Raw genomic sequence first — 22,157 nt, forward strand, 5'->3', positions numbered from 1 at the left:
CGCGCATAAGAGCAGCGACAGGGCACTCACTTGATCGGCGGCAGGGTCCGTTCGTTCGGATCCGAGCCGGCGGGCGGGAGCGCGCCGTTGTTGGGCACGTCCGGTCGCGGAGCATTGCCCGATCCGCGGATCTGCTGATCCATGGGCGGGTTCTGGCAGTAGCTCGCCCATTTCGGGAAGGTGCTCTCCGTGGCCACATCCGCCGCCACCTTCTTGGTGACGTAGTCGCACCAGGTGCGCGGCCAGATGTCGAGAATGGTGTAGAACTCACCGTCGTGCGCGGGCACACCCATGGCGGAGGTGCCGAGCGCCAGCGACGGGAACAGTGCCCGCAGCGCCGGCGTGCGCAGCTGCGCGGCCTTGGTGATGGCCGCGAAGTTGGTGGCCAGGCTGGTCATCGGGTCGGCGGTCTTGTCCAAGACCGCGCCGAGGGCCTGCATCTGACCGGGAGCCTGCTCCAGGATCTTCTGGAGTTCGGCATTCGCGTCGTTGAACTGATTGAACAACACACTCGAATTACGGGTCAGCGTACCCAGATCCGGCTGCGCCAGCGAGGTGGTGCCCGTGATGGTCTGCAGGTTCTTGAGCAGATTGGTGGTCTGCGGCAGCAGATTGTCCAGGCCGGTGGTGGCCAGGCTGATCGCATCGATCATGGAGCGCAGCTGATCCGGCCCGCCCGAGAGCGCGGTGTCCAGTTCGGTGAGGATGACGCCGAACTTGTTCGGGTCGATCTCGGAGATCATGGCGCTGGCATTGTCGAGCACCGACCACACCGGGGTGGGCGTCTTGACCTTGTTCGCGTCGTAGGCGATGACGGATCCGTTGTGCAGGAACGGAGCCGACTCGACATTCGGGCGGAAGTCGATGTACTGCTCGCCCGCGCCCGAGAGCGCGCCGACCGCCACCACGGTGTCGGTGGGGATGGAGTATTTCTTGTCGATCTCGGCGGTGGCCGCGATGGCCGCACCGTCGTCGACGAGCTTGATGTCGGTGACCTTGCCGATGCGATAGCCGCGCAGCGTGACGTCATTGCCCGCCTGCAGACCGCCGGAACGGTCCAGATTGACTGTCACCCGGTAGGTTTCACGCAGCGGGTTCACCCGCATCACGCTGATCGCCAGGTAGGACGCGCCGACCAGCAGGATCAGTACGAGCGCGGCGTTGGACACCAGGTTCTTGTGGCTTTTCACCCAGTTCATCGGTGTCCCCCGTTGATCCGGCCGTAGATGATCTGCAGGACCTGGATCAGGCTGCCCCCGAAGTCGTTGAGGTCCTTGAGATCCGGGAACTTGCTGTTGGCCGGGTCGGTCAGCAGGCCGATGTCCAGCATGGACAGGGTCGCGGCCACCGCCAGCGTGTCGCCCTTGAACGAGGCGTCGGCCTTGGGCCGGATGTCGTGCAGGGCGTCGAGCGCGGGGCCCAGGGTCTGATCGGTCTTCGACAACGCCGTCATCAACTGGGTGACATTGTCGAGCAGGCTGGACAGCGAATCCGAGGTGGTGTTCGCGTAATCACCCAGCGCCGCACTGGTTGTCGAGATCTTGGTGAGCAGATCGCCGAGCGCCTGGTTGTTCTCGGCGATGGCGCCGATCATGCCGGGCAGGGTGTCGGCCACCTGGCCGAGCTGCTGGTGGTTGGCCTCGATGGTGTCGGCCAGCGCGCTGAAGCCGGCGAGGGTGCCGTCGATGCGCTGGCTGTTCTTGTTGAGACTGGCCATCACACTGGTCATCTGGGTGAGCACGTGACCGAGCTGCTCACCGCGGCCGCCGACGATGGAGTCCATTTCGGAGGTCAGCTTGGACAAGCTGGCAATGCCACCGCCGTTGAACAGCAACGACACCGACATCAGCAGCTCTTCGACCGTCGCGCCCGCCGAGGTGTCGGTGATGGTGTCACCGTTCTTCAGCATCACCGTGTTCGTCGCGGTCTTGGGCTTGGTGATCACCGAGACGAACACGTCGCCGAGCGGAGTGGCCTGGCGCAGTTCGGCGGTGGTGCCCTGCGGCAGTTCGATGTCCTTGCGGATATCCATGTCCACGTAGGCGTGGAAGTCCTTGGTGGTGATCTTGGTGACCACCCCGACATCGGAACCGCCGACCTTGACCTTGGCCTGGTCGGGCAGGTTCAGCGCATTGTCGAAGGTGGCGTGGATGGTGTACGTCTCGCCGCCCGCACCGGGTTTGGGCAGCGGCAGGCTCTCCACCGTGAGGCCGCAGCCGGAGGCGACCACCGCGGTCGCCGAGACCGCGATGGCGACGATGGCGCGCCGGGCCGCGCGGCCCGAACGCAGTTCCCGCAGAAGGCGATTACTCATTTGGTCATCCCCAGCATCGCCGCCATGAGTCCGAAATCGGGTCCGAAGTCTTCCATCTTGCCGGTGCGGCAACCGTCCGACTTCATCTGGATGCGCTCACAGAACACGCTGATCATCTCGCCGGAGAGGGCGGTGCCCAGGATGCCGTGCAGGCGAATGAAGTTGCCCTGCCGGTTGACCGACTTGTCGAGGTTCTGCATGAGCAGCGGTGCCACGTCGACGATCTCGGTGACCCCGGCCGCGTTGTCGCGCAGCTGCTGGGTGACCTTGGTCAGCCCGGTCAGCGTGCCGTTGAGCTGATCGGAGTACTGCGAGAACGCCCCGGAGGTATTGGCCAGGAAGGCATTCAGCTGATCCAGCGTGGCCTGCAGGCCCGGGGCCTGGTCGGCCAGCAGCCCGGTCATCTGGGTGATCTTGTTGCTGAAGCCGCGCACCGAATCGTCATTGTCGGCCAGCATGCTGGTCAGCTCGTTGAGCTTGATGATGATGGTGGAGATGGCGTCCTTGTTGTCGACGCCGGTCTTCAACGCGCCCGAGAGCGCATTGAGCACATCGCGCATCTTCTCGCCGTTGCCGTTCATCATCGGGTACAGCACGCGACCCGAGAGCGGACCGACACCGTCCTGTCCCTCTTGCGGTTTCAGCGCGGCGGCGAAGCTGTCGATGGTCTTGATCATGGTGTCCAGCTCGACCGGGGTCTTGGTCTGCTGGGTGGTCAGGTGCGCGCCGTCGGCCAGCTTGTCACCGCCGGTGTAGCGCGGGGTCAGCTCGATGTGGCGGTCGGTCACGATGGACGGCGAAACCAGCGCGGCCTGAACGTTCTTGGGGATGTCCACGCCCTTGTCCACCGTCATGTGGACCTCGGCGTACATGCCCTTGGGCACGATCTTGTCGACCCGGCCCACCTCCAGGCCGAGCACCGTGATCGGGTTGCCCTCGAACATGCCCGCGATATTGAGGAAGTCCGCGGTGAAGTGCTTGGTCTGACCCGTGGCGTCCTTCACCCCGAGCGGCACGATGGAGCACGAGCCGACCGCCAGGCCGACCGCACCGATCATGGTGGCCTTGGCAATTCGGCCGAGCCACTGCTTCTTCGGTGTCAGCTGCTTGTTCGGTGTCATTGGTGGCACCCCTCGTTCACCTGCGCGAAGCACAGCCAGTTGTCCGGGAACAGCCACGGCAGTGCGACCTCGCCGTAGTTGCCGTTGCCGAAGGCATTGTTGAACTGCCGGACGGACGGCGGCAGGATCGAGAGCATCCGGTCCAGGTTGTCCTTGTTCTTCTGCAGGCCGTCGGCCATGGTGTTGAGCTGAATCAGGGTCGGGCCGAACTGATTCTGGTTCTGCGCGCCGATCTGCTGCAGCTGCCCGCTGAGCGTGGCGATATTGTCCAGCAGGCTCTTGAGCAGGCCCTGGCGTTCCATCACCCGGCTGGCGATGGCGTCGCCCTGGGTGATCACCAGCAGCAGGCTGTTGCGGTTGTCACCGAGAATCTTGGTGACCCGGTCCAGGTCCTTGAGCAGCTGGTCGACCTGGTCCTTGCGGTTGTTCATGGTCTTGGCCAGCGCGCCGATGGCGTCGAGCGCCTGCACCGTCATGTTCGGGGTGTCACCCATCTGCTGGTTGATCAGATTCAGCGAATCCGCCAGCTTCTTGGTGTCGAGCTCCTCGAACTTGGGCGTGCCCTCCTGCACCACGTCGGCCAGGTTGTAGGGAACGACGGTGTTGGCCTTGGGAATCCGGTTGCCCTTGATGCCGGAGCCGTCGCCGGGGGTGAGGTCGATGTAGCGCGCGCCCAGCAGGGTCGCCATCTTGATCGACGCCTTGGCGTCCGGGCCGAGCTTGACCTTCTTGTCGACGTTCAGGGTGATCAGCACGTGGTCACCCTCGAGCTCCGCGCCCGAGATGGTGCCGACCGGAACACCCGAGACATCCACCTTGTCACCGACTTTGACGCCGGCGGTCTGCACGAATTCGGCCTTGATGGTCTGCTGGCCGATGCCGATCTGCTTGTAGGCGGTGGAGCCCAACAGCAGCGCGGCGATCAGGGCGACGCCGCCCACGCCGAGCCAGAAGTTCTTGTTGGCGTTGAAGCGAGACTTGAGTTTCGTCATCATGGCCGGCACACCGCCGAGTGGGAGTTGCCGCCGATCTGCGAGAACAGACCGCGCGGGAAGAGGATGCCGTACAGCGAGACGTCCAGGCTGCACAGGTAGGCGTTGGCGTAGGTGCCGTTCTGGGTGAACTTGCCGACGTTGGCCAGAATCGCGGGCAGATCCACCGCCGCCTGGTCCAGCTTGGCGCCATTGTTCAGCAGCAGCGCCAGCGCGTCGTGGCTGGAGTTCTGCGCCAGCACCAGCTTGGGCTGGATGGAGCCGAACATGCCGACCAGAGCGGTTGTGGCATCGGCGATCTGGACCGTCGAGGACTGCAGCGACTGACCCTGCGCGTAGAGCCCGCCGATCAGGGCGCGGGTCTGGGTGACCAGCGTCTCCAGTTCGTCGCCGCGCTTGGCCAGCCCGGACATCACGCCCGAGAGGTTGGTGATGACGTCGGAGAGAATGCCGTCGCGGCGTTCGAAGTCCGAGGCCACCGAGGCGGCCTGGGTGATGAACGCCGCCAGCGACACATTGTCACCCTGCAGCGCCTGGATGAAGGTGTTGGACAGGTTGTTCACCTGCTCCGGCTGCAGCACCTGGAACAGCGGCTGGAAACCGTTGAGCAGCGCGGAGACATCGAAGGACGGCTCGGTGCGCTCCAGCGGAATCGACGCGTTGTTCTTCAGCGCCACATGATCACCGGTGTGCGGCTTCTTCGGATCCGGCGGCGCCAGCGCGACATAGCGCTGACCGATCAGGTTCTGGTAGCGGACCAGCGCCTTGGTGTCACCGAACAGCGTCTGATCACGCTGCACGATGAACTTCACCACCGCCTGGTTCTTCTTGTCCAGGTCGATCGACTCGACCTTGCCGACGCGCACGCCGGCCATCCGGACGTCGTCGCCCGGACGCAGGCCGAGCACGTCGGTGAAGGTCGCGCTGTAGGAGTTGGTGCTGCCCGACACAGTGCGTGCGAGCGTGTTCCAGATGACCGCGGTCACCAGGACGGACACGATCGCGAAGATGGTGAATCCGATCAGCGGTTTGCGAATGCTCATCGGCCGGCACCGTTTTCGGTCACTTGCAACGTGGCACCCTTCAGGATCGGGCTCAACAGCAGGTATTCGGCCGCGGTCGGACGCCGGCCCAGCAGGGCGGTGATGGCGTCGTCACCGGTGAGGGCGATATTTCCGGCGGTGGGCACCGAACCCGGCGCGGCGGCCGGAGCGGCCGCGGCCGGAGCCGGGGCCAGGTTCGGGAACAGGCCCTGCAGCGGGGTGCCCGCGAGCGGGTCGTTGCCCGGCTTCTGGGCGGCGTCGGGCACGTCGGTGGGGGTACCGGTGGTGGTCAGGCCCGGGATCAGCGGGAAGCCCGCGGGCGGCGGCGTGATCGGGAGACCTTGTGCCGCATCGATGGCCTTGGGCCGCATGGCCTCCGGCAGCGTGCCCGGATCCGACACCAGCGGCGCGGTGGCACAGCTGGGGGCGGCCAGGTCGCCGTAGCGCGGGCAGTCGTCGCGGGTGTAGGGCTTGTACGGGGTGAAGGTGATGCCCAGGTTCCACCGCATCTGTTGCTGCGGGCCCCAATTGAAGGTCGAGCTCAGCTTGCGGACCGAATCGTTGAGATTCGAGATGGCCTGCGGGATGGCGTCCGGATTGTCCGACAGCGCGCCGAACAGGGCGCTGGTGCCGGTGGTGACGTCCTTACCGACATTGGGGTTGCGGGCGAAGAGCCCGTTCACCTTGTCGATGGTGGTGGAGGTGCCGGCCAGCAGCGAGGTCAGCTCGGCGCGGCGGTCGGAGATGGTCTTGGCGGTCTCGACCGAATCCTTCAGCACGCCCATGAGTTCGGGCGCGGACTGGTTGAGCGCGTGCATGGAGCCGGAGAGATCGTCGAGGAAGCCGCCGACGTCCGGGACCGAGCCGCGCACCTGCTCGAGCCAGCGGTCCAGCCGCTCGACGGTGGAGCCGGGCATGCGCCCGCTGCCGTCCAGGGCGTAGGACAGGGTGCCCAGCACCCGGCCGAACTGCACCGGATCGATCTGGCCCAGGATGTCGCGGACCTTGGTCAGGGTGTCCTGCAGGGCGATGGTGCCCTTGGACTCGTCCTGCGCGATCTGCGAGCCCTCCTTCAGATGCGCGGGATCCGTGCCGTTGTAGACGAGTTCGACCGAGGTGACGGCGAACAGGTTGGAGGGCACCACGCGCGCGGTGACATTGGCCGGGATGCCGGGGGCGTACTCGGGTTTCATCTCGATGTGCACCTCCTGCTTCTCGCCCTTGGCCGCGACGGTCACATCGTGAACCGCGCCGACCAGCACGCCGCGGAACTTCACGTCCGCGTTGGCGGGCAGGCCGTCGCCGGTGGTGGTGAGATTGGCGGTGACATTGACCTTTTCGACGCCGTAACCGCGATAGCGGGCGAACAGGAAGCCCAGCACGACGGCGACGACGGTGAGGCCGCAGACCCCGGCGATGAGCAGCTGCCGCATCGTCGGTCCGCGTCCACTCGGATCGATGAGCATGGTGTGCGGCCCCCTATCCCGAGATCCGGATGCCGGGGTTGACGCCCCAGATCGCCAAGGTCATGAACAGGTCTGCGAAGACGACCGCGATGATGCACAGCTTGATCGCGCGACCGGCCGCCACGCCCACGCCCTCGGGACCGCCGGAGGCGAAATACCCGTAGTAGCACTGGACGAACGTGGTGAGCGCGACGAACAGCACTGCTTTCAGCAGTGAGTACAGCACATCGTGCGGGATCAGGAACTGATAGAAGTAGTGCTGGAAGGTGCCTGTCGCGGTGCCGCCCACCAGGGCCACGGTCAGCGAGCAGGAGATGTAGGCCAGCGGCAGCGCGATGCAGTACAGCGGCACGATGGCGATCATGGCCGCGATCATGCGGGTGCTGACCAGATACGGAAGCGGCCGAATGGCAACCGATTCCAGCGCGTCGATCTCCTCGGAGATGCGCATGGCGCCCAGCTGCGCGGTGAAGCGGCAGCCCGCCTGCGCGGCGAAGGCGACGGTCGCGAGCAGTGGGCCGAGCTCGCGGGTGGTGGCGAAGGCCGAGATGGCGCCGGTCAAGGGGCTCAGGCCCAGCAGGTTCAGCGAGGTGTAGCCCTGGATGGCGACGGTCATGCCGCCGAATGCCGACAGGATCAGCACCACGCCGATGGTGCCGCCACCGACCACGAGATTGCCGTTGCCCCAGGTGACATCGGACAGCAGCCGCCAGACTTCCTTGGGGTACTGCTTGAACGCCAGCGGCATGGAGCCGATCGAACGCAGGAAGAAGAAGACCTGGTGGCCGATGCGCGCCAGCCAGTCCCGCGGCGCACCGGCCGCACCCTTGAGCTTGTTCAGCGGCCGCAGCAGCGGCGGTGTGTAAGTAGCTGACACGGCTCAGACCACCTGCGGCGGGAAGAAGGAGTTGTACAGCTGAGTGATGATCAGATTGACGCCGAAGAGCATGACGGCCGACATCACGACCGCGGTGTTGACCGCATTCGCGACACCGCCCGGGCCGCCCTTGGCATTGAGTCCCGAATCGCAGGCGATGATGGCGGCGAGCAGCCCGTAGATGAGCGACTTCAGCAGCGCCACAACCAGGTCGGTGGTGATCGCGAAGGAGGCGAAGGTCCCGATGTAGGAACCCGGCGTGCCGTTCTGGACGAAGATATTGAAGATGTAGCCGGTCAGGAAGCCGACGAAAACGACGAAGCCGCACAGCAGTACGGAGACCAACATGGCCGCGCCGAGGCGCGGGGCGACCAGGCGGCGCATGGGGTCGACGCCCATCACCTTCATGGCGTCGATCTCTTCGCGGATGGTGCGGGAGCCGAGGTCGGCGCAGATGGCGGAGCCGACCGCGCCGGCGATCATGAGCGCCGTGACCAGTGGCGCGCCCTGCTGAATGATGCCCAGCCCGTTGGCCGCACCGATGAAGGAGGTCGCACCGACCTGTCCGGCGACCGAGCCGACCTGGATGGAGACGATGACGCCGATGGGAATGGCGACCAGCAGCGTGGGGGCGGCCGCGACATTCGCCATGAAGGCGCACTGCCGGACGAACTCGGCGACGGGGAAGCGGCGGCGGAAAATGGCAATGAAAAGTTCGGCTACCGCGGAGACACCCATGGACATCATCCGGCCGCCGGTTTCCAGCGAACGTTTCGGATGGTCCTGCCAGTACGCCTTGGCCCAATCCACGGCCGCATTCATCCGTGATGCCGTTGGTGGACTCCCCTGGTCCGCCGGGCTCGTGGTCACGTGCACTGACTACCCCTCTCGACGCCGGAGTTACCCGTCTCCGGCGACTGTTGCTTGACGCACCTTACTACGGAGTTAGGAAAAGCACATCACCGATTGTGGTTCCGGTCATAGACCCGGATCACATTCGTCTTATGGCTGTGAACAGCCACATCAGGGTTGGTTTCGAGCCCAAAGAACCAGGCAGTTATCTAGAACATGTTCTAATTTTCACCGGCGGTCGCAGATGTGAACACCTACCGGGTAACAATTTATAGGATCAAATTTATCGGAATTCGATAGCGCTTGTGCATTGTTCCGATATCTCCATCCAACTAGGTATCCGCCCCGAACCCCAGCAGGACACGGCTGCGCAACATGTGGCAGTACAAGAGGCAACCGGGCACGAATACTGACAGGATGAGTAACCGCAGGTTGAGATTCGTGCGGCTTCCGACGTCTGGAGGGACATGATCAAGAAATTGGCCGGGGCGACCGGGGTTTTCGCCGTCGCACTGAGCACCGCGCTCTTCGGCGCCGGAGCCGCCACCGCCGATCCCGCGCCCGCCGTCATCGGTGGTGGCTCGGGAATCATCATTGACGACCAGTTCGAGTGCACCGTGACCACCATCGGTCACGACGGCGCGGGCCGGCTGGTCGGGATCACCGCCGGACACTGCGGCGACGCCGGAGCCAAGGTCTGGGCCGAGAAGGACAGGGCCGCAGGGCAGATCGGGCAGTTCGTCTACTCCAACCACGATCTCGACTACGCCGTCATCCAGTTCAACCCGGACCGGGTCGTCCCGGTCAATCGGATCGGCAATGTCACCATCACCGGGCTCGGCGGTCCGCCGGGATTCCCCATGATCGTCTGCAAGGAGGGCCGCACCACCGGCAACACCTGCGGGCTGTCCTGGGGTGACGTCTTCGACACGAGTGTCGAGACCTGGAGCCAGATGTGTGTGGTGGAAGGCGATTCCGGTGCACCGGTCGTCGTCGGCACCACCCTGGTCGGCATGGTCAACGCCTACCTGGCGGTGGCCTGCTTCGGGCCCGAGGTCGGCACCAATATGAGCTCGATCATGGCGGACCTCAACGGTCGCGGCGGGATCGGCTCGGGGTACTACCCCGTCTAGCCACGAGAAGTAGTGAGGGGCGGCGATTTTCGAATCGCCGCCCCTTTCTCGTCGGAAGGGATTCCGTCAGAGGGTATTCACGCAGACGACCACTTTGCGCTCCTCGTAGACATAGCCCTGGTTGTCCCCGGGGCAGGAGTCGACGCTGGTGGTGTTCTGCAGGATCGAGACGACCTTCACGCCATCGGACGCGTCGTGGGTCGTACACGGAATGCGGTGTGCGACATCGGTACCCATCTCCATGCAATCGCCGACCACCCAGTCGACGGTCAGGCACAGCGCGCCGGTCTCGACTCCGTTGTAGGTCTCGTAGTAGACCTGGTCGGCGCCCTTGCCGCACTGGGTGTTCACCGGCGCCTTGCCGGTCACCTGGTAGTTGGAATCCGGGCTGCCGCACACGGCCGCATCGATGGTGGCGTCGGTGGTGGTGCCGCCCAGCTTCACGCAGTCGCCGATCGAGGCCTGGAAGTCGGTGTGACCGCCGCGGTCCGCGCGCGGGGTGGTGCTCGGCGCGCCCGGGCCGGGCTTGCCCGTCGGCTTGGCCCCGGTGGTGGCCGGCGCCCCGGCGGGAATCAGAGTGTCGCCCGGCGCGGCCTGCGGATGGCCGGTGACGGTGCTCCCGCAGCCGGCGAGCAGCAGGGTGGCGACGGAGATCGCGGGGAGGGCGATCCGGGCGGAAAGCTGCTGACGCAACACGGAAGAGTCCTATATTTCGAAACAAGCAGATTTGAGTTCGATCATGCATATCACGCGGAACCCGACAAAGATCGAACCGAGGCGGCGAATCATTTCGTATAGCGATCCGTAACGGCGAAACCGGGAGCGCCATGCCTGACATCCTCGAGAGCTATGCGTCCTGGCAACGGGCCCGGAACGGGGATCCCTTCCGGGTGCGCATCCCCGGCCTGGGCGCGGTCGCCTTCACCGCCACCGCCGAGGGTGCGCGCGAGGTGTTCCGAGCCCCCGTCGAACTGCTCGAGCCGCCGCGGCCCAATCCGATCGAGCCGATGGTGGGCGCGGCCTCGCTCATCCTGGCCCGGGACGTACGGCACCGGCGGGAGCGGGCACTGCTCGCGCCCGCCTTCCATCGCAGTCGAATCAGCGCCTACGGCAACACCATTCGCGAGGCGGCCCGCGCGGAGCTGAGCGGTGAGCGGACCGGGCACCCGTGGCGGCCCGGCACCCGGATCGATGCGCGGGCGGCGGCCCGGGCCCTGACACTGCGGGTGATCCTGGCGGCGGTGTTCGGCATCGACGATCCTGGGCGGCGGGCCGAATACACGGCGGTCACCACGCAGTTCCTGGAGTCCTTCGGTCCGGCTCTTTTTCTGGTTCCGGCCTTGCGGCGCAATATGTTCGGAATGTCCGGCTGGGAGCGGTTCGGTGCCGCACGGGATCGGCTCGACGAACTCATCGATGCCGAGGTGGCGCGGCGGCGGGCGAACGGCGGCGGGGACGACCTGCTCGCACTGCTGCTGGACACCCGATACGAGGACGGCAGCGTCATCACCGCTGTGGATCTGCGTGAGCAGTTGCGGACGCTGCTGGTCGCCGGGCACGAGACCACCGCGACCACGCTGGTGTGGGCGCTGTACCGGCTGCATCGCGAGCCCGCCGCGCTCGAGCGGCTCCTGGACGAATTATCCTCGGCTGGAAGCGATCCGGAGCCGGACGTGCTGATGCAGCTGCCGTACCTGGACGCCGTGTGCCAGGAGACGCTGCGACTGCATCCACCCGTGCCGATCGTATTGCGCAGGCTCACCGGTGATTTCACCCTGCGTGGGATGCCGTTGGCGGCGGGGGACACCATGGGGATATCGGTGCAGTTGCTGCACACCGATCCGGCGGTGTGGCCGCAGCCGCGACTGTTCCGGCCGGACCGGTTTCTGGAACGGCGCTACAGCCCCTTCGAGTTCGCACCCTTCGGCGGCGGTCACCGGCGCTGTGTGGGCGCGACGCTGGCGGACTATGAACTTCGAATTGTGTTGGCTACTGTATTGACTGGCGTGCGGCTGCGGCTGACGCCGCGTTTCGCTCGATTCGGCGCACCCTGGTCGGTGCCCCACACGATCACGGTCGGCCCGCGTTCGGCGATCAGGTTCGACGTTCAACCCTGAAGCGCCGTCCGTGATTTCGATCACAGTGAGGTTTCAGGAAGCGTTCACTCCGAAACCGGCCGCAGCGGTGTCACTTTCGGGGAATCGCCGACGCCAACGGCGCATTCACGCCAGGCGAGCAACCACCCCGCAGTGATGTGACGTGGCACACACCAATGAGTCGGTATGCATAACTGGCACAAGCCAATTGGCTTGCGGGACGGATCGCTGTAGTAATGGAGCCGGGGTTGGGACCTACGCGGGTGAAGTGCGCCCGCAGTTCTTGCGTGTGTACGAAGATCTGAGAGGACCTTGCTGTGCTGCTTACCCGCTATCGGAGAACGGGACTGATCGCCCTCGCCGCTGTCGCGGCGACCGGAGCAGTGGTGGTGGCACCGGCATCAGCGACCCCGCTATGGCCGGGCGGCCCCGAACTGCCGGGCGTGCCGTCGGCCGTCATGCCGCAGCCCGAGAACGGCTCGCTGCCCACCGACCCGAATGCCAAGGCGCCGGTCCCGCCGGCCAACTTCGCGGCCCCGAACATCAGCCCCGGCGACGGGGACGTGGTCGGCGTGGCCATGCCCGTGATCATCAACTTCAAGGATCCGGTCAGCGACCACGCGGGCGCCGAGAAGGCCATTCGCATCACCTCCACCAACAAGGTGAACGGCCACTTCTACTGGATGGGCGATAAGCAGGTGCGCTGGCGGCCCGAGGACTTCTGGCCGTCGGGCTCCCAGGTGACCGTACAGGCGGGCGACACCAAGGTGGCCTACGAGATCGGTGACGAGTTCATCGCCACCGCCGACGACGCCACCCACCAGATCACCGTCACCCGCAACGGCGAGGTCGTGAAGACCATGCCGACCTCCATGGGCAAGAAGGGGCACGAGACCCCGAACGGGACCTACATCGTCAGCGAGAAGAACCGCAAGATGATCATGGATTCCTCGACCTACGGTGTGCCGGTGACCGATCCGCAGGGCTACAAGCTCGAGGTCGAGTACGCCACCCGCATGTCCAACAGCGGCATCTTCGTGCACGCCGCCCCGTGGAGCGTTGCGCAGCAGGGCTATTCGGACACCTCACACGGCTGCCTCAACGTCTCCACCGAGGACGCCAAGTGGTTCCAGGAGAACGTGAAGAAGGGTGACCCGGTGATCGTGAAGAACTCCATCGGCACCTTCAGCACCAGCGACGGCTGGGGCGACTGGAACTAAGCCTCCGGTTCGATCACGAAGGGCCCCGCTCCATCGAGCGGGGCCCTTCTTCTTGCCGTTGTTCGATTCGTCTTGCTGTTGGTCGATCGTTCACGTGGTTTTGGTCACCAAATCAATTGGGCTTTCGTACCATTCGTCCCATGTCCGCGCCCCCTTCAGGTGTGTCCGGTGAACAGTCGGTGGCGCGTGTCGACCGACAGTTAAACGAGCTCCCATCTGGAATTAACCAGCCATTAGCCAAAGACCGCAAGGCTGCGCGGGTGCGAACATGGCCCGAACGAGTACTCCCGACGCCCCCCGGGCGCGGGTGGCGAAGCAGACCCTGGCAGGACTATGCGCTGTTCGTCGTGCTCGTGGTGCCCAACCTGATCCTGTTGGGCGTCTTCGTCTATCGGCCGCTCGCGGACAATATCCGGCTCTCCTTCACCGACTGGAACATCTCCGCGACCGGGATGAACTGGGTCGGCTTCGGCAACTACACCGAGTGGTTCGGCCGCAAGGACTCCTGGCAGATCGTGCAGAACACGGTGATCTTCACCGTCGCCGCCGTGCTCGGCAGCATGCTGCTGGGGCTGGCGCTGGCCATGCTGCTGGATCGCAAGCTGTTCGGGCGCAATGTGGTTCGCTCCGCGATCTTCGCGCCCTACGTCATCTCCGGCGCCGCCATCGGCGTGGGCTTCCAGTTCATCTTCGACCCGGGCTTCGGCCTGATCCCGGATCTACTGGACAAGCTGGGGATTCACTCACCCGACTTCGCGCAGAACCCGCACTGGGCGCTGTTCATGATCACGGTCACCTACATCTGGAAGAACCTCGGCTACAGCTTCGTCATCTATCTGGCGGCGCTGCAAGGGGTTCGGGCCGATCTCATGGAGGCCGCCGAGATCGACGGCGCGAGCCGGTGGACCACCTTCAGCCGGGTGCTGCTGCCGCAGTTGCGGCCCACCACCTACTTCCTGTCCATCACGGTGCTGCTCAATTCGCTGCAGGTCTTCGACCTCATCAACGTGATGACGCGCGGCGGGCCCATCGGCACCGGCACCACCACCATGATCTATCAGGTCTATCGCGAATCCTGGGTCAACCAGCGCGCCGGATACGGGGCGGCGGTCGCCACCATCATGTTCCTGGTGCTGCTGATCGTGACGCTGGTACAGGTGCGGATGATGGACCGGGGGGACGAGAAGTGAACGCGCTCAGCAACAATCGAGAGCTCTGGGCGAAGGTGTTCGGCTACGCCGCCATGCTGTGCGTGCTGATCATCGTCGGCGTCCCGCTGTACTACATCCTGACCCGCTCGTTCATGGCGCACGCGGAGGTCTACACCCAACCGGTGACGTACTGGCCGAAGCACTGGCTGGTGTCGAACTACAAGGAAGCCACCACGACACTGCCGTTCTGGCAGTTCCTGCGGAACTCGATCATCGTGACCGTCATCGTGTCCGGGGTGAAGTTCGTGCTCGGCGTGCTGAGCGCCTACGGGCTGGTGTTCCTGCGATTCCCCGGCAAGAACATCGTGTTCCTGGTGATCATCGCGGCGCTCATGGTGCCCAACCAGATCACCATCATCTCCAACTACGCGCTGATGTCGCAGGCTGGTCTGCGAAACACGTTCGCGGGCATCATTCTTCCGCTCTGCGGCGTCGCCTTCGGCACCTTCCTCATGCGCAATCACTTCCTGTCGCTGCCCAGCGAGGTCATCGAGGCCGCGCGGATGGACGGCGCGGGCTGGTGGCGGCTGCTGACCCGGGTGGTGCTGCCCATGTCGGGGCCGACCATGGTGGCGTTCGCGGTGGTCACGCTGGTGAACGAGTGGAACGAATACCTCTGGCCGTTCCTGATGGCCGACGACGCGCGCGTGGCGACACTGCCGGTCGGCCTCACCCTGCTGCAGAACACCGAGAACCCCAGCGTCACCAACTGGGGACCGGTCATGGCCGGCGTCATCCTGACCATGCTCCCCATCCTCATCGTCTTCCTGGCACTCCAGCGCCAGATGATCAAGGGCCTCACCTCCGGTGCGGTCAAGGGCTGAGTGCCTTACCTATGAAGTCCCAGAAGGAGATTCACGTGTCCGAATCACGATTTCCCGGTCTGTCACGGCGCGGGTTTCTCGGCCTGGCCGGTGCGGCCGCGGGCGCGGCGGCGCTGACCGCGTGCGCCGGTTCCGGTGGCAGCGGCACCCAGGGTGGTGACTCCAAGACCATCACCTTCTGGTCCAACCACCCCGGCACCTCCAAGGACCAGGAAACCGAGCTCATCAACCGGTTCCAGGCCAAGTACCCGGACCTCAAGGTCAACCTCGTCGACGCGGGCAAGAACTACGAAGAGGTCGCGACCAAGTTCAACGCGGCCCTCTCCGGCGGCGACCTGCCCGACGTGGTGATCCTGTCGGACGTGTGGTGGTTCAACTACGCGCTCAACGGCACCATCGAACCGCTCGACAGCCACTTCGCCTCCGCCAATGTGAACGTGTCCGACTACGTCGACACCTTCATCGGCGACTACAAGTTCAACGGCAAGACCTGGGCACTGCCGTACTCGCGCTCGACGCAGGTCTTCTACTACAACAAGGACCTGTGGTCCAAGGCCGGACTGCCCGACCGCACCCCGAACAGCTGGGACGAGTTCGACGAGTGGGGCCCGAAGATCCAGAGCGTCATGGGCGGCGGCGAGAAGTGGGCGCACGGCTGGGGTGACGCCAAGAACTACCTGGCCTGGACCTTCCAGGGCCCGCTGTGGACCTTCGGCGGCGCGTACTCCGACGACTGGAAGCTGAAGTTCAACGACGCGGCCTCCATCAAGGCCGGTAACTACCTGCGCGATTCGATGAACACCAAGAAGTACGCGAGCATCCGGCCCACCTACGCGGTCGACTTCGGCAACGGCATCATCGCCTCCGCCATCGGCTCCACCGGTGACCTCAAGAGCATCAACACCAATGCCGCGGGCAAGGTGCAGTACGGCACCGGCTTCCTGCCGCACCCGAACGGGCTGGCCGGCGCCACCACCGGCGGTGCGGGCCTGGCGATTCCGTCGCGGATCAGCGACGCCCGCAAGGCGAACGCGCTGAAGTTCATCGACTTCATCACCAATGCGGAGAACACCTCCTACTTCTCGCAGGCCACCGGCTATGTGCCGGTGCGCAAGTCGGCGCAGCAGGATCCGAGCATGGCCGACTTCCTGGCCAAGAACCCCAACTTCAAGACGGCCATCGATCAGCTGCCGCTGACCAAGCCGCAGAACTACGCGCGCGTGTTCGTGCCCGGCGGCGATCAGATCATCGGCACCGGGCTCGAGCAGATGGGCCTGCAGAACCGGGATACGGCAGCCACTTTCGCCGATATCACCAACCAGCTGCAGACCATCATCGACCGGCAGATCACGCCGAAGCTGCCCAAGTAAGTTACTGAGCGAGGAGATCCGCCGGCATGGCGACTGTGCAGTTCGAGGGAGTTTCCCTCACCTATCCGGGCGCGCCCGGCCCCGCGGTCGAAGACCTCAACCTGGACATCGCCGACGGCGAATTCCTGGTGCTGGTCGGGCCTTCGGGCTGCGGCAAGTCCACCAGTCTGCGCATGCTGGCGGGTCTCGAGGCGGTGACCGGCGGGCACATCCGCATCGGCGGCCTGGATGTGACCGGCCTGCCGCCGCGGTCACGTGACGTGGCCATGGTGTTCCAGAGCTACGCGCTCTACCCGAACATGACCGTGGCCGAGAACATGGGCTTCGCGCTGCGCAATGCGGGAATGAGCAAGGCCGACACCCTGGTTCGGGTGCAGGAGGCTGCGGCCATGCTCGAGCTGGAGGAGCTGCTCGACCGCAAACCCGCGCGCCTGTCCGGCGGACAACGTCAGCGCGTCGCCATGGGGCGGGCCATCGTGCGGCGACCACAGGTGTTCTGCATGGACGAGCCACTCTCGAATCTCGATGCCAAGCTGCGGGTTTCGACGCGTTCGCAGATCGCGGCGCTGCAGAAGCGGCTGGGCACCACCACCGTCTACGTCACCCACGACCAGGTCGAGGCCATGACCATGGGGCATCGGGTGGCGGTCATGAAGGACGGCAAGCTGCAGCAGGTCGCGGCGCCCCGGGAGCTGTACGACAATCCGGTCAATACCTTCGTGGCCGGATTCATCGGCTCGCCCGGCATGAACCTGCTCACCGCACCGGTGCGCGAGGGCGCGGCCGTCATCGACGAACTGCGGATTCCCTTGCCGCGCACGGTCGAGGGCAAGAACGTGGTCGTGGGCATCCGCCCCGAATCCTGGGAGGTCACCACCGACTCGAGCAATGCGCTCGCGGTCGAGGTGGAACTGCTCGAGGAACTCGGCTCGGAATCGTTCCTCTACTCCCACGGCATCGCCGACGAGTGGTCCAGCCGCTCGGGACGGGTCGTGGCCCGCGTCGATCGCCGCTTCCAGGTGGCGCTCGGCGACCGGCTGTACTTGACTCCCAAGCAGGATGAACTCTTTTTCTTCGATGCGGAAACCGAAGAGCGCCTTCGCTAGAGGCGGCCTGGCGGCGCTCGCGTCCGCCGCCGCGCTGAGCCTGCTGCCGGGGTGCGCCCCGGCGGCGGGTCATGCCGCGCCGCTGCTGTTCGCGCATCCCGGTGTGCTGGTCTCCCGGGAACAACTCGACTTCGCCAAGCAGCAGGTCGCGGCCGGGGCGCAGCCCTGGAAGGGCGCGTTCGATCAGCTGATCGCGAGCTCGTACGCAGCACTCGACCACGTGCCCGTACCCCGGGCTGTGGTGGACTGCGGATCGTATTCCAAGCCGGACAACGGGTGTACCGATGAGCGCAAGGACGCCGTCTCGGCCTACACCGACGCGCTGGCCTGGTATCTCACCGGCGACGGCCGCTACGCGGACAAGGCGATCGAGATCATGGACGCATGGTCGGGCACGGTCACCGACCACACCAATGCCAATGCACCGCTGCAGAGCGGTTGGGCGGCGTCCATCTGGACGCGCGCCGCCGAGGTCGTCCGGTACACCTACAACTGGCCCGGGGCCGGGCGTTTCGGCGACATGCTGCGAAACGTGTACCTGCCCAAGGTGATCAACGGCTCGCAGTCCAACGGCAATTGGGAACTCACCATGCTCGAGGCCACCCTCGGCATCGCGGTGTACACCGAGGATCGGCCGACCTACGACAAGGCCGTGGGCATGTACCTCGACCGCGTCCCGGCCTACATCTATCTGTCCTCCGACGGCCCGCTGCCGAAGATCTCGGCGCGCAGCAACTTACGCACTCCGGAGGCGATCGTCCGGTACTGGCAGAACCAGTCCGTCTTCGTCGACGGCCTCGCCCAGGAGACCTGCCGCGACTTCGAGCACACCGGCTACGGACTCTCCGCCATCGCGCACATCGCCGAAACCAGCCGCATCCAGCACGAGGATCTGTACCCGCAGGTCGGCGAACGGCTGCGGGCCGCCTTCGAGTTCCACGCCAGATACGAACTGGGCGAACCGCTCCCGGCCGATATCTGCGGCGGCAAGTTCGACAAGAAACTGGGCCCGACCACCGAGGTCGCGCTGAACGCCCTGCACAACCGAATGGGCCAGGACCTACCGGAAACCCAGAAGCTGACCGATCAACTACGCCCGGAAGGCGTGCTGATGTTCAGCCTCTGGGAAACCCTGACCCACGCGGGTAACCCGAACTGAGCTACCAGATCTTCACGCGCTCGGCAGGTTCCAGGTAGAGCGCGTCGCCCTTGGTCACCGCGAACGCCTCGTGGAAGCTGTCCAGGTTACGGACCACCCCGTTGCAGCGGAACTCCGGCGGCGAGTGCGGGTCGACGGCGAGCCGGCGGATGGCCTCCTCGGTGCGCGCCTTGGTGCGCCACACCTGCGCCCAGCCGAAGAACACCCGCTGCAGGCCGGTGAGCTCGTCGAGGACGGGGGAGTCCTGCCCCTCGGTGGCGATCCGGTACGCCTCCAGCGCGATCGACAGACCACCCAGGTCGCCGATGTTCTCACCGATGGTGAACTCGCCGTTGACCGTGTGGTCGTCGGTGAGGTCCTTGGGGGAGAACTGGTTGTACTGGGCGATCAAAGCCTTGGTGCGCTTACCGAATTCGGTGCGATCCGACTCGGTCCACCAGTCGACCATATTGCCGTCGCCGTCGTACTTCGAACCCTGATCGTCGAAGCCGTGGCCGATCTCGTGGCCGATGACCGCACCGATCCCGCCGTAGTTGGCGGCATCGTCGGCGTTCATGTCGAAGAACGGCGGCTGCAGGATGGCGGCCGGGAAGACGATCTCGTTCATGCCCGGGTTGTAGTAGGCGTTGACCGTCTGCGGGGTCATGAACCACTCGCCGCGATCCACCGGGCCACCCAGCTTGTTCAGGTCCCGATCATGCTCGGCGGCATAGCCGTTGCGGTAGTTGCCCACCACGTCGGCCGGATCCACGATGATATTGCCGTAGTCGCGCCACTCGTCCGGGTAGCCGATCTTGGGGGTGAACTTCTCCAGCTTGGCCAGTGCGGCCTGCCGGGTGTCCGCGCCCATCCACTCCAGCCGGGAGATATTGCGGCGGTAGGCCTCCTGGAGGTTCTCCACCAGTTCGACCATGCGGGCCTTGGCCTCCGGCGGGAAGTGCCGGGCCACATAGAGTTTGCCGACGGCCTCGCCCAGCAGATCCTGCACCAGCGAGACGCCGCGCTTCCAGCGCTCGCGATTCTCCTGCGCGCCGGTGAGAGTACGGCCGTAGAAGTCGAAGTTCGCCTCCACCAGCTCCGCGGTCAGGTAGGGGGCGCGGGCCTTCACGACCCGCCAGGCCGCCCAGGCCTTCCAGTCGTCCAGCGATTCCGCGGCCCACACCTGCGCGAAGGTGCGCACGTAATCCGGCTGGCGGACCACCACTTCGGCGAACAGGTCGGCACCCGAGCGCTCGGCGCCCGTGGCCAGCGCGGAAGTCCAGGCGGCCCAGTCGAATTCCGGGTTCTCCGCGGCCAGCGCCTCGAAAGTGGTGAGGTTGTAGCTCAATTCGGCGTCACGACGGCGCACCACGTCCCAGTGCCCGGCGGCCAGCTTGGCCTCCAGGTCGAACACGCGCTGCGCGTCGTATTCCAGACCTGCCAGCTCGAACATGTGGCGGACGTGGGCGACGTACTTCTCGCGGATCTCCGCGTATTCGTCCTTGTGGTAGTACGACTCGTCGGGCAGGCCGATGCCGGACTGGGTGGCGTGCACCAGGTACCGGGTGGAGTTCTTGTCGTCGGTGTCGACGTAGAAGGCGAGCGCGCCGCCCACGCCGGTGCGCTGCAGGCGGCCGATGAGCGCGGCGAAATCCGACCGGTCGGACACGGCGGCGATGGCGGCCAGCTCCTCGGCGATCGGGGTCAGGCCCGCGGCCTCGATGGCCTCGGCGGCCATGAAGCTGTTGTACAGGTCGCCGATCTTGCGCTCTTCGGAACCGGGGGCGCCACCCGACGCGGCCGCATCCTGAATGATTGCCTGCACGTCGAGTTCGGCCTGGTCGTAGAGCGTGCGGAAGGCACCGTCGACCGCCCGATCCGCCGGTATCTGATAACTGTCCAGCCATTTGCCGTTGACGTGCGCGAACAGGTCATCCTGCACCCGCACGTCCGCGTCACGGAAGGACAGGTCGATACCGGAGGGAGGCGTCAGCTGCGAAGTCACGATTCCCAGTATGCCCACTCCGGTGGCACACGGCCGGTGTGTGTGAACTTCGCACCCCTTGCGTTCACGATCAGTGAACGCAATGCGGTGTCAGGCCGTAATGGGTGTCCGGTCGAACTCCCCGTCCCGGACCCCGGCGACAAAGGCATCCCATTCGCCAGGGGTGTAAACGAGGATGATCTCTCCGCGCCGGAGAGTCGTGTGGCCGTCCGCACCGGTCTCCGCGATGAGCGCGGTGCGGTGGATATGGCGGCCCAGCACAGTGGCGAGGAATGACATCCATTCGGCCGCTGCGACGGTGATGATGGGCTCGTCGTCAAGGCGATGTTCCGGATTGCGCCGGTACTTGCTGTCGCGGATGAGCACCGCATCACCGTCGAATCGAACCTCCACGCACTGATTTCCGTTATTGGTACGAGACGACGTGAACCAGCCGGTGGATTCCGGCTGGTACTTCGCGGTGGTTTGCATGGGCAGCATTTTACAGTTACGCATGCGTCTCCTACCCTTGCGAATAATGTTTGATCAGCTCCAAAGATTCTGCGCGACCTAGAGATTGGTCCAGTGCACGCACAAATGCGAACCGCAGATCGCGAATCTGCTCCGGATCCTCCACGGCCCCACCGAAAACCGCGCTCTCCACCCAGGTGAAGGTCGGAAGATTTTCGGAAGCGAAATCCAGCAGATGAAAACTCGAACCGCCCAGCAGTGCGCCGCGGGTCGCGGTGAACGGAATCACCCGCACCGTAACCGAATCCAGTTCGTCCAGCAGATCCGCCAGATGTTCCAGTTGCCCGCGCAATACTTTCGGGCCGCCGATTTGTTGCAGCAGTGTCGCCTCACCGATCACGGCGGTCAACTCCACCCGATCGTCGCCGCGCAACCGCTCCTGCCGCCGCAACCGCACGGCGACAAGCTGTTCCACCTGCACCGGCCGAATCATGACGTCGGCGCTGATGAGCGCGCGGGCGTATTCCTCGGTCTGCAACAGCCCGGGCACCACCAGGCTGTCGTAACTGCGGATGCTCTCCGCACCCAGTTCCATGCCGTAATACCGTTGCAGCTCCGTGCCGATCAGGGCCGAGGACTTGGCCCACCAGCCGCGCTCCTTGCTCAACGCCAGCAACTCCAGCAGCTCCGCGTGCTCCTCGCCCTCCACCTCGAGCAGCTCCAGCACCGGGCCGATGCTGGTGGCGGTGAGCACGCGCCGGCCCTTCTCCACATGCGACCAGTTGGCCGGAGTGAAGCCGACGCGCTTGGCGAAGGTCGCCGAATCGAAGCCGCGCTGCTCGCGTAGTTCACGCAGCCGCAGGACCAGCTCCCACCGGGCGACCGTGGGCGAGACGGGTGCCATGGTCAGTGATGCTACGCCCTCAACTCGCTGGCGTG

Annotated in this window: 20 protein-coding genes; 8 read left to right on the forward strand and 12 right to left on the reverse strand. The window is 65.3% G+C overall.

Features of this window, described 5'->3' with window-relative positions; translation table 11 throughout:
• Positions 1 to 26 precede the first annotated feature (26 nt).
• From ACYVN4_RS14640 to ACYVN4_RS14675, 8 genes are read right to left on the reverse strand one after another with little or no spacing between them, the layout of a single operon-like run.
• Complete coding sequence (locus ACYVN4_RS14640) at positions 27 to 1,199, reverse strand: MlaD family protein (RefSeq protein ID WP_460721284.1); 1,173 nt, start codon at positions 1,197 to 1,199, stop codon at positions 27 to 29.
• Positions 1,196 to 2,314 carry an MCE family protein gene (locus ACYVN4_RS14645; protein ID WP_460721286.1) on the reverse strand — a complete coding sequence of 373 codons (1,119 nt, stop codon included), beginning with the start codon at positions 2,312 to 2,314 and terminating at the stop codon, positions 1,196 to 1,198. The genes ACYVN4_RS14640 and ACYVN4_RS14645 overlap by 4 nt, the downstream gene beginning before the upstream one ends.
• Positions 2,311 to 3,435 carry an MCE family protein gene (locus ACYVN4_RS14650; RefSeq protein ID WP_460721288.1) on the reverse strand — a complete coding sequence of 375 codons (1,125 nt, stop codon included), beginning with the start codon at positions 3,433 to 3,435 and terminating at the stop codon, positions 2,311 to 2,313. The genes ACYVN4_RS14645 and ACYVN4_RS14650 overlap by 4 nt, the downstream gene beginning before the upstream one ends.
• On the reverse strand, positions 3,432 to 4,427 hold the full coding sequence (locus ACYVN4_RS14655) for an MCE family protein (RefSeq protein WP_460722667.1): 996 nt from the start codon (positions 4,425 to 4,427) through the stop codon (positions 3,432 to 3,434). The genes ACYVN4_RS14650 and ACYVN4_RS14655 overlap by 4 nt, the downstream gene beginning before the upstream one ends.
• Positions 4,427 to 5,470: an MCE family protein gene (locus tag ACYVN4_RS14660; RefSeq protein ID WP_460721290.1), complete on the reverse strand. Its 1,044-nt coding sequence runs from the start codon at positions 5,468 to 5,470 to the stop codon at positions 4,427 to 4,429. The genes ACYVN4_RS14655 and ACYVN4_RS14660 overlap by 1 nt, the downstream gene beginning before the upstream one ends.
• Complete coding sequence (locus ACYVN4_RS14665) at positions 5,467 to 6,936, reverse strand: MlaD family protein (RefSeq protein WP_460721292.1); 1,470 nt, start codon at positions 6,934 to 6,936, stop codon at positions 5,467 to 5,469. Before ACYVN4_RS14665 ends, ACYVN4_RS14660 begins: the two co-directional genes overlap by 4 nt.
• Before the next feature lie 13 nt (positions 6,937 to 6,949).
• Positions 6,950 to 7,813 carry an ABC transporter permease gene (locus ACYVN4_RS14670; protein WP_460721294.1) on the reverse strand — a complete coding sequence of 288 codons (864 nt, stop codon included), beginning with the start codon at positions 7,811 to 7,813 and terminating at the stop codon, positions 6,950 to 6,952.
• A gap of 3 nt (positions 7,814 to 7,816) precedes the next feature.
• The gene (locus ACYVN4_RS14675) at positions 7,817 to 8,635 is read right to left on the reverse strand and encodes an MlaE family ABC transporter permease (RefSeq protein ID WP_460721296.1); all 819 of its coding nucleotides are present in this window, start codon (positions 8,633 to 8,635) and stop codon (positions 7,817 to 7,819) included.
• 497 nt (positions 8,636 to 9,132) lie between these two features.
• Here ACYVN4_RS14675 and ACYVN4_RS14680 point away from each other — a divergent pair, with 497 nt between their 5' ends.
• Positions 9,133 to 9,798 carry a chymotrypsin family serine protease gene (locus tag ACYVN4_RS14680; RefSeq protein WP_460721298.1) on the forward strand — a complete coding sequence of 222 codons (666 nt, stop codon included), beginning with the start codon at positions 9,133 to 9,135 and terminating at the stop codon, positions 9,796 to 9,798.
• A gap of 66 nt (positions 9,799 to 9,864) precedes the next feature.
• On the opposite strand, the gene lppU is transcribed toward ACYVN4_RS14680, so the two are convergent.
• A complete protein-coding gene (gene lppU, locus ACYVN4_RS14685; protein ID WP_460721300.1) occupies positions 9,865 to 10,494 on the reverse strand; it encodes an LppU family putative lipoprotein in 630 nt (209 codons plus the stop codon).
• A 131-nt stretch (positions 10,495 to 10,625) separates the two neighbouring features.
• Here lppU and ACYVN4_RS14690 point away from each other — a divergent pair, with 131 nt between their 5' ends.
• The 7 genes from ACYVN4_RS14690 (at position 10,626) to ACYVN4_RS14720 (ending at position 18,784) form a co-directional block, all read left to right on the forward strand.
• Complete coding sequence (locus tag ACYVN4_RS14690; protein WP_460721302.1) at positions 10,626 to 11,915, forward strand: cytochrome P450; 1,290 nt, start codon at positions 10,626 to 10,628, stop codon at positions 11,913 to 11,915.
• Positions 11,916 to 12,211: 296 nt separating this feature from the next.
• Positions 12,212 to 13,114 (forward strand): L,D-transpeptidase, encoded by a 903-nt coding sequence (locus ACYVN4_RS14695; RefSeq protein WP_460721304.1) that lies wholly within the window; start codon positions 12,212 to 12,214, stop codon positions 13,112 to 13,114.
• A gap of 260 nt (positions 13,115 to 13,374) precedes the next feature.
• On the forward strand, positions 13,375 to 14,304 hold the full coding sequence (locus tag ACYVN4_RS14700; RefSeq protein WP_460721306.1) for a carbohydrate ABC transporter permease: 930 nt from the start codon (positions 13,375 to 13,377) through the stop codon (positions 14,302 to 14,304).
• A gap of 53 nt (positions 14,305 to 14,357) precedes the next feature.
• The gene (locus tag ACYVN4_RS14705) at positions 14,358 to 15,149 is read left to right on the forward strand and encodes a carbohydrate ABC transporter permease (RefSeq protein ID WP_379359624.1); all 792 of its coding nucleotides are present in this window, start codon (positions 14,358 to 14,360) and stop codon (positions 15,147 to 15,149) included.
• Between the two features lie 11 nt (positions 15,150 to 15,160).
• A complete protein-coding gene (locus ACYVN4_RS14710; RefSeq protein WP_460721308.1) occupies positions 15,161 to 16,519 on the forward strand; it encodes an ABC transporter substrate-binding protein in 1,359 nt (452 codons plus the stop codon).
• A 26-nt stretch (positions 16,520 to 16,545) separates the two neighbouring features.
• Complete coding sequence (locus ACYVN4_RS14715; protein WP_460721310.1) at positions 16,546 to 17,625, forward strand: ABC transporter ATP-binding protein; 1,080 nt, start codon at positions 16,546 to 16,548, stop codon at positions 17,623 to 17,625.
• Entirely contained in the window at positions 17,597 to 18,784 is a 1,188-nt protein-coding gene (locus ACYVN4_RS14720; protein WP_460721312.1) for an alginate lyase family protein, read from the forward strand. Before ACYVN4_RS14715 ends, ACYVN4_RS14720 begins: the two co-directional genes overlap by 29 nt.
• A gap of 1 nt (position 18,785) precedes the next feature.
• Here ACYVN4_RS14720 and ACYVN4_RS14725 read toward each other — a convergent pair whose 3' ends face one another.
• From ACYVN4_RS14725 to ACYVN4_RS14735, 3 genes are all read right to left on the reverse strand, one after another.
• The gene (locus ACYVN4_RS14725; RefSeq protein WP_460721314.1) at positions 18,786 to 20,768 is read right to left on the reverse strand and encodes a M13 family metallopeptidase; all 1,983 of its coding nucleotides are present in this window, start codon (positions 20,766 to 20,768) and stop codon (positions 18,786 to 18,788) included.
• Positions 20,769 to 20,858: 90 nt separating this feature from the next.
• Positions 20,859 to 21,239: a DUF397 domain-containing protein gene (locus tag ACYVN4_RS14730; RefSeq protein WP_460721316.1), complete on the reverse strand. Its 381-nt coding sequence runs from the start codon at positions 21,237 to 21,239 to the stop codon at positions 20,859 to 20,861.
• Positions 21,240 to 21,270: 31 nt separating this feature from the next.
• Positions 21,271 to 22,122, reverse strand: coding sequence for a Scr1 family TA system antitoxin-like transcriptional regulator (locus ACYVN4_RS14735; RefSeq protein WP_460721318.1), 852 nt, complete (start codon positions 22,120 to 22,122; stop codon positions 21,271 to 21,273).
• Between the last annotated feature and the right edge of the window lie 35 nt (positions 22,123 to 22,157).

This window comes from Nocardia heshunensis (assembly GCF_054782115.1).

What these genes read in the sequence shown, in the direction of transcription:
- ACYVN4_RS14640 (WP_460721284.1), bottom strand. Translation starts at nt 1,199, where the DNA reads ATGAACTGGGTGAAAAGCCACAAGAACCTGGTGTCCAACGCCGCGCTC.
- ACYVN4_RS14645 (WP_460721286.1), bottom strand. Translation starts at nt 2,314, where the DNA reads ATGAGTAATCGCCTTCTGCGGGAACTGCGTTCGGGCCGCGCGGCCCGG.
- ACYVN4_RS14650 (WP_460721288.1), bottom strand. Translation starts at nt 3,435, where the DNA reads ATGACACCGAACAAGCAGCTGACACCGAAGAAGCAGTGGCTCGGCCGA.
- ACYVN4_RS14655 (WP_460722667.1), bottom strand. Translation starts at nt 4,427, where the DNA reads ATGACGAAACTCAAGTCTCGCTTCAACGCCAACAAGAACTTCTGGCTC.
- ACYVN4_RS14660 (WP_460721290.1), bottom strand. Translation starts at nt 5,470, where the DNA reads ATGAGCATTCGCAAACCGCTGATCGGATTCACCATCTTCGCGATCGTG.
- ACYVN4_RS14665 (WP_460721292.1), bottom strand. Translation starts at nt 6,936, where the DNA reads ATGCTCATCGATCCGAGTGGACGCGGACCGACGATGCGGCAGCTGCTC.
- ACYVN4_RS14675 (WP_460721296.1), bottom strand. Translation starts at nt 8,635, where the DNA reads ATGAATGCGGCCGTGGATTGGGCCAAGGCGTACTGGCAGGACCATCCG.
- ACYVN4_RS14680 (WP_460721298.1), top strand. Translation starts at nt 9,133, where the DNA reads ATGATCAAGAAATTGGCCGGGGCGACCGGGGTTTTCGCCGTCGCACTG.
- ACYVN4_RS14690 (WP_460721302.1), top strand. Translation starts at nt 10,626, where the DNA reads ATGCCTGACATCCTCGAGAGCTATGCGTCCTGGCAACGGGCCCGGAAC.
- ACYVN4_RS14705 (WP_379359624.1), top strand. Translation starts at nt 14,358, where the DNA reads ATGCTGTGCGTGCTGATCATCGTCGGCGTCCCGCTGTACTACATCCTG.
- ACYVN4_RS14710 (WP_460721308.1), top strand. Translation starts at nt 15,161, where the DNA reads ATGAAGTCCCAGAAGGAGATTCACGTGTCCGAATCACGATTTCCCGGT.
- ACYVN4_RS14715 (WP_460721310.1), top strand. Translation starts at nt 16,546, where the DNA reads ATGGCGACTGTGCAGTTCGAGGGAGTTTCCCTCACCTATCCGGGCGCG.
- ACYVN4_RS14720 (WP_460721312.1), top strand. Translation starts at nt 17,597, where the DNA reads ATGCGGAAACCGAAGAGCGCCTTCGCTAGAGGCGGCCTGGCGGCGCTC.
- ACYVN4_RS14730 (WP_460721316.1), bottom strand. Translation starts at nt 21,239, where the DNA reads ATGCAAACCACCGCGAAGTACCAGCCGGAATCCACCGGCTGGTTCACG.
- ACYVN4_RS14735 (WP_460721318.1), bottom strand. Translation starts at nt 22,122, where the DNA reads ATGGCACCCGTCTCGCCCACGGTCGCCCGGTGGGAGCTGGTCCTGCGG.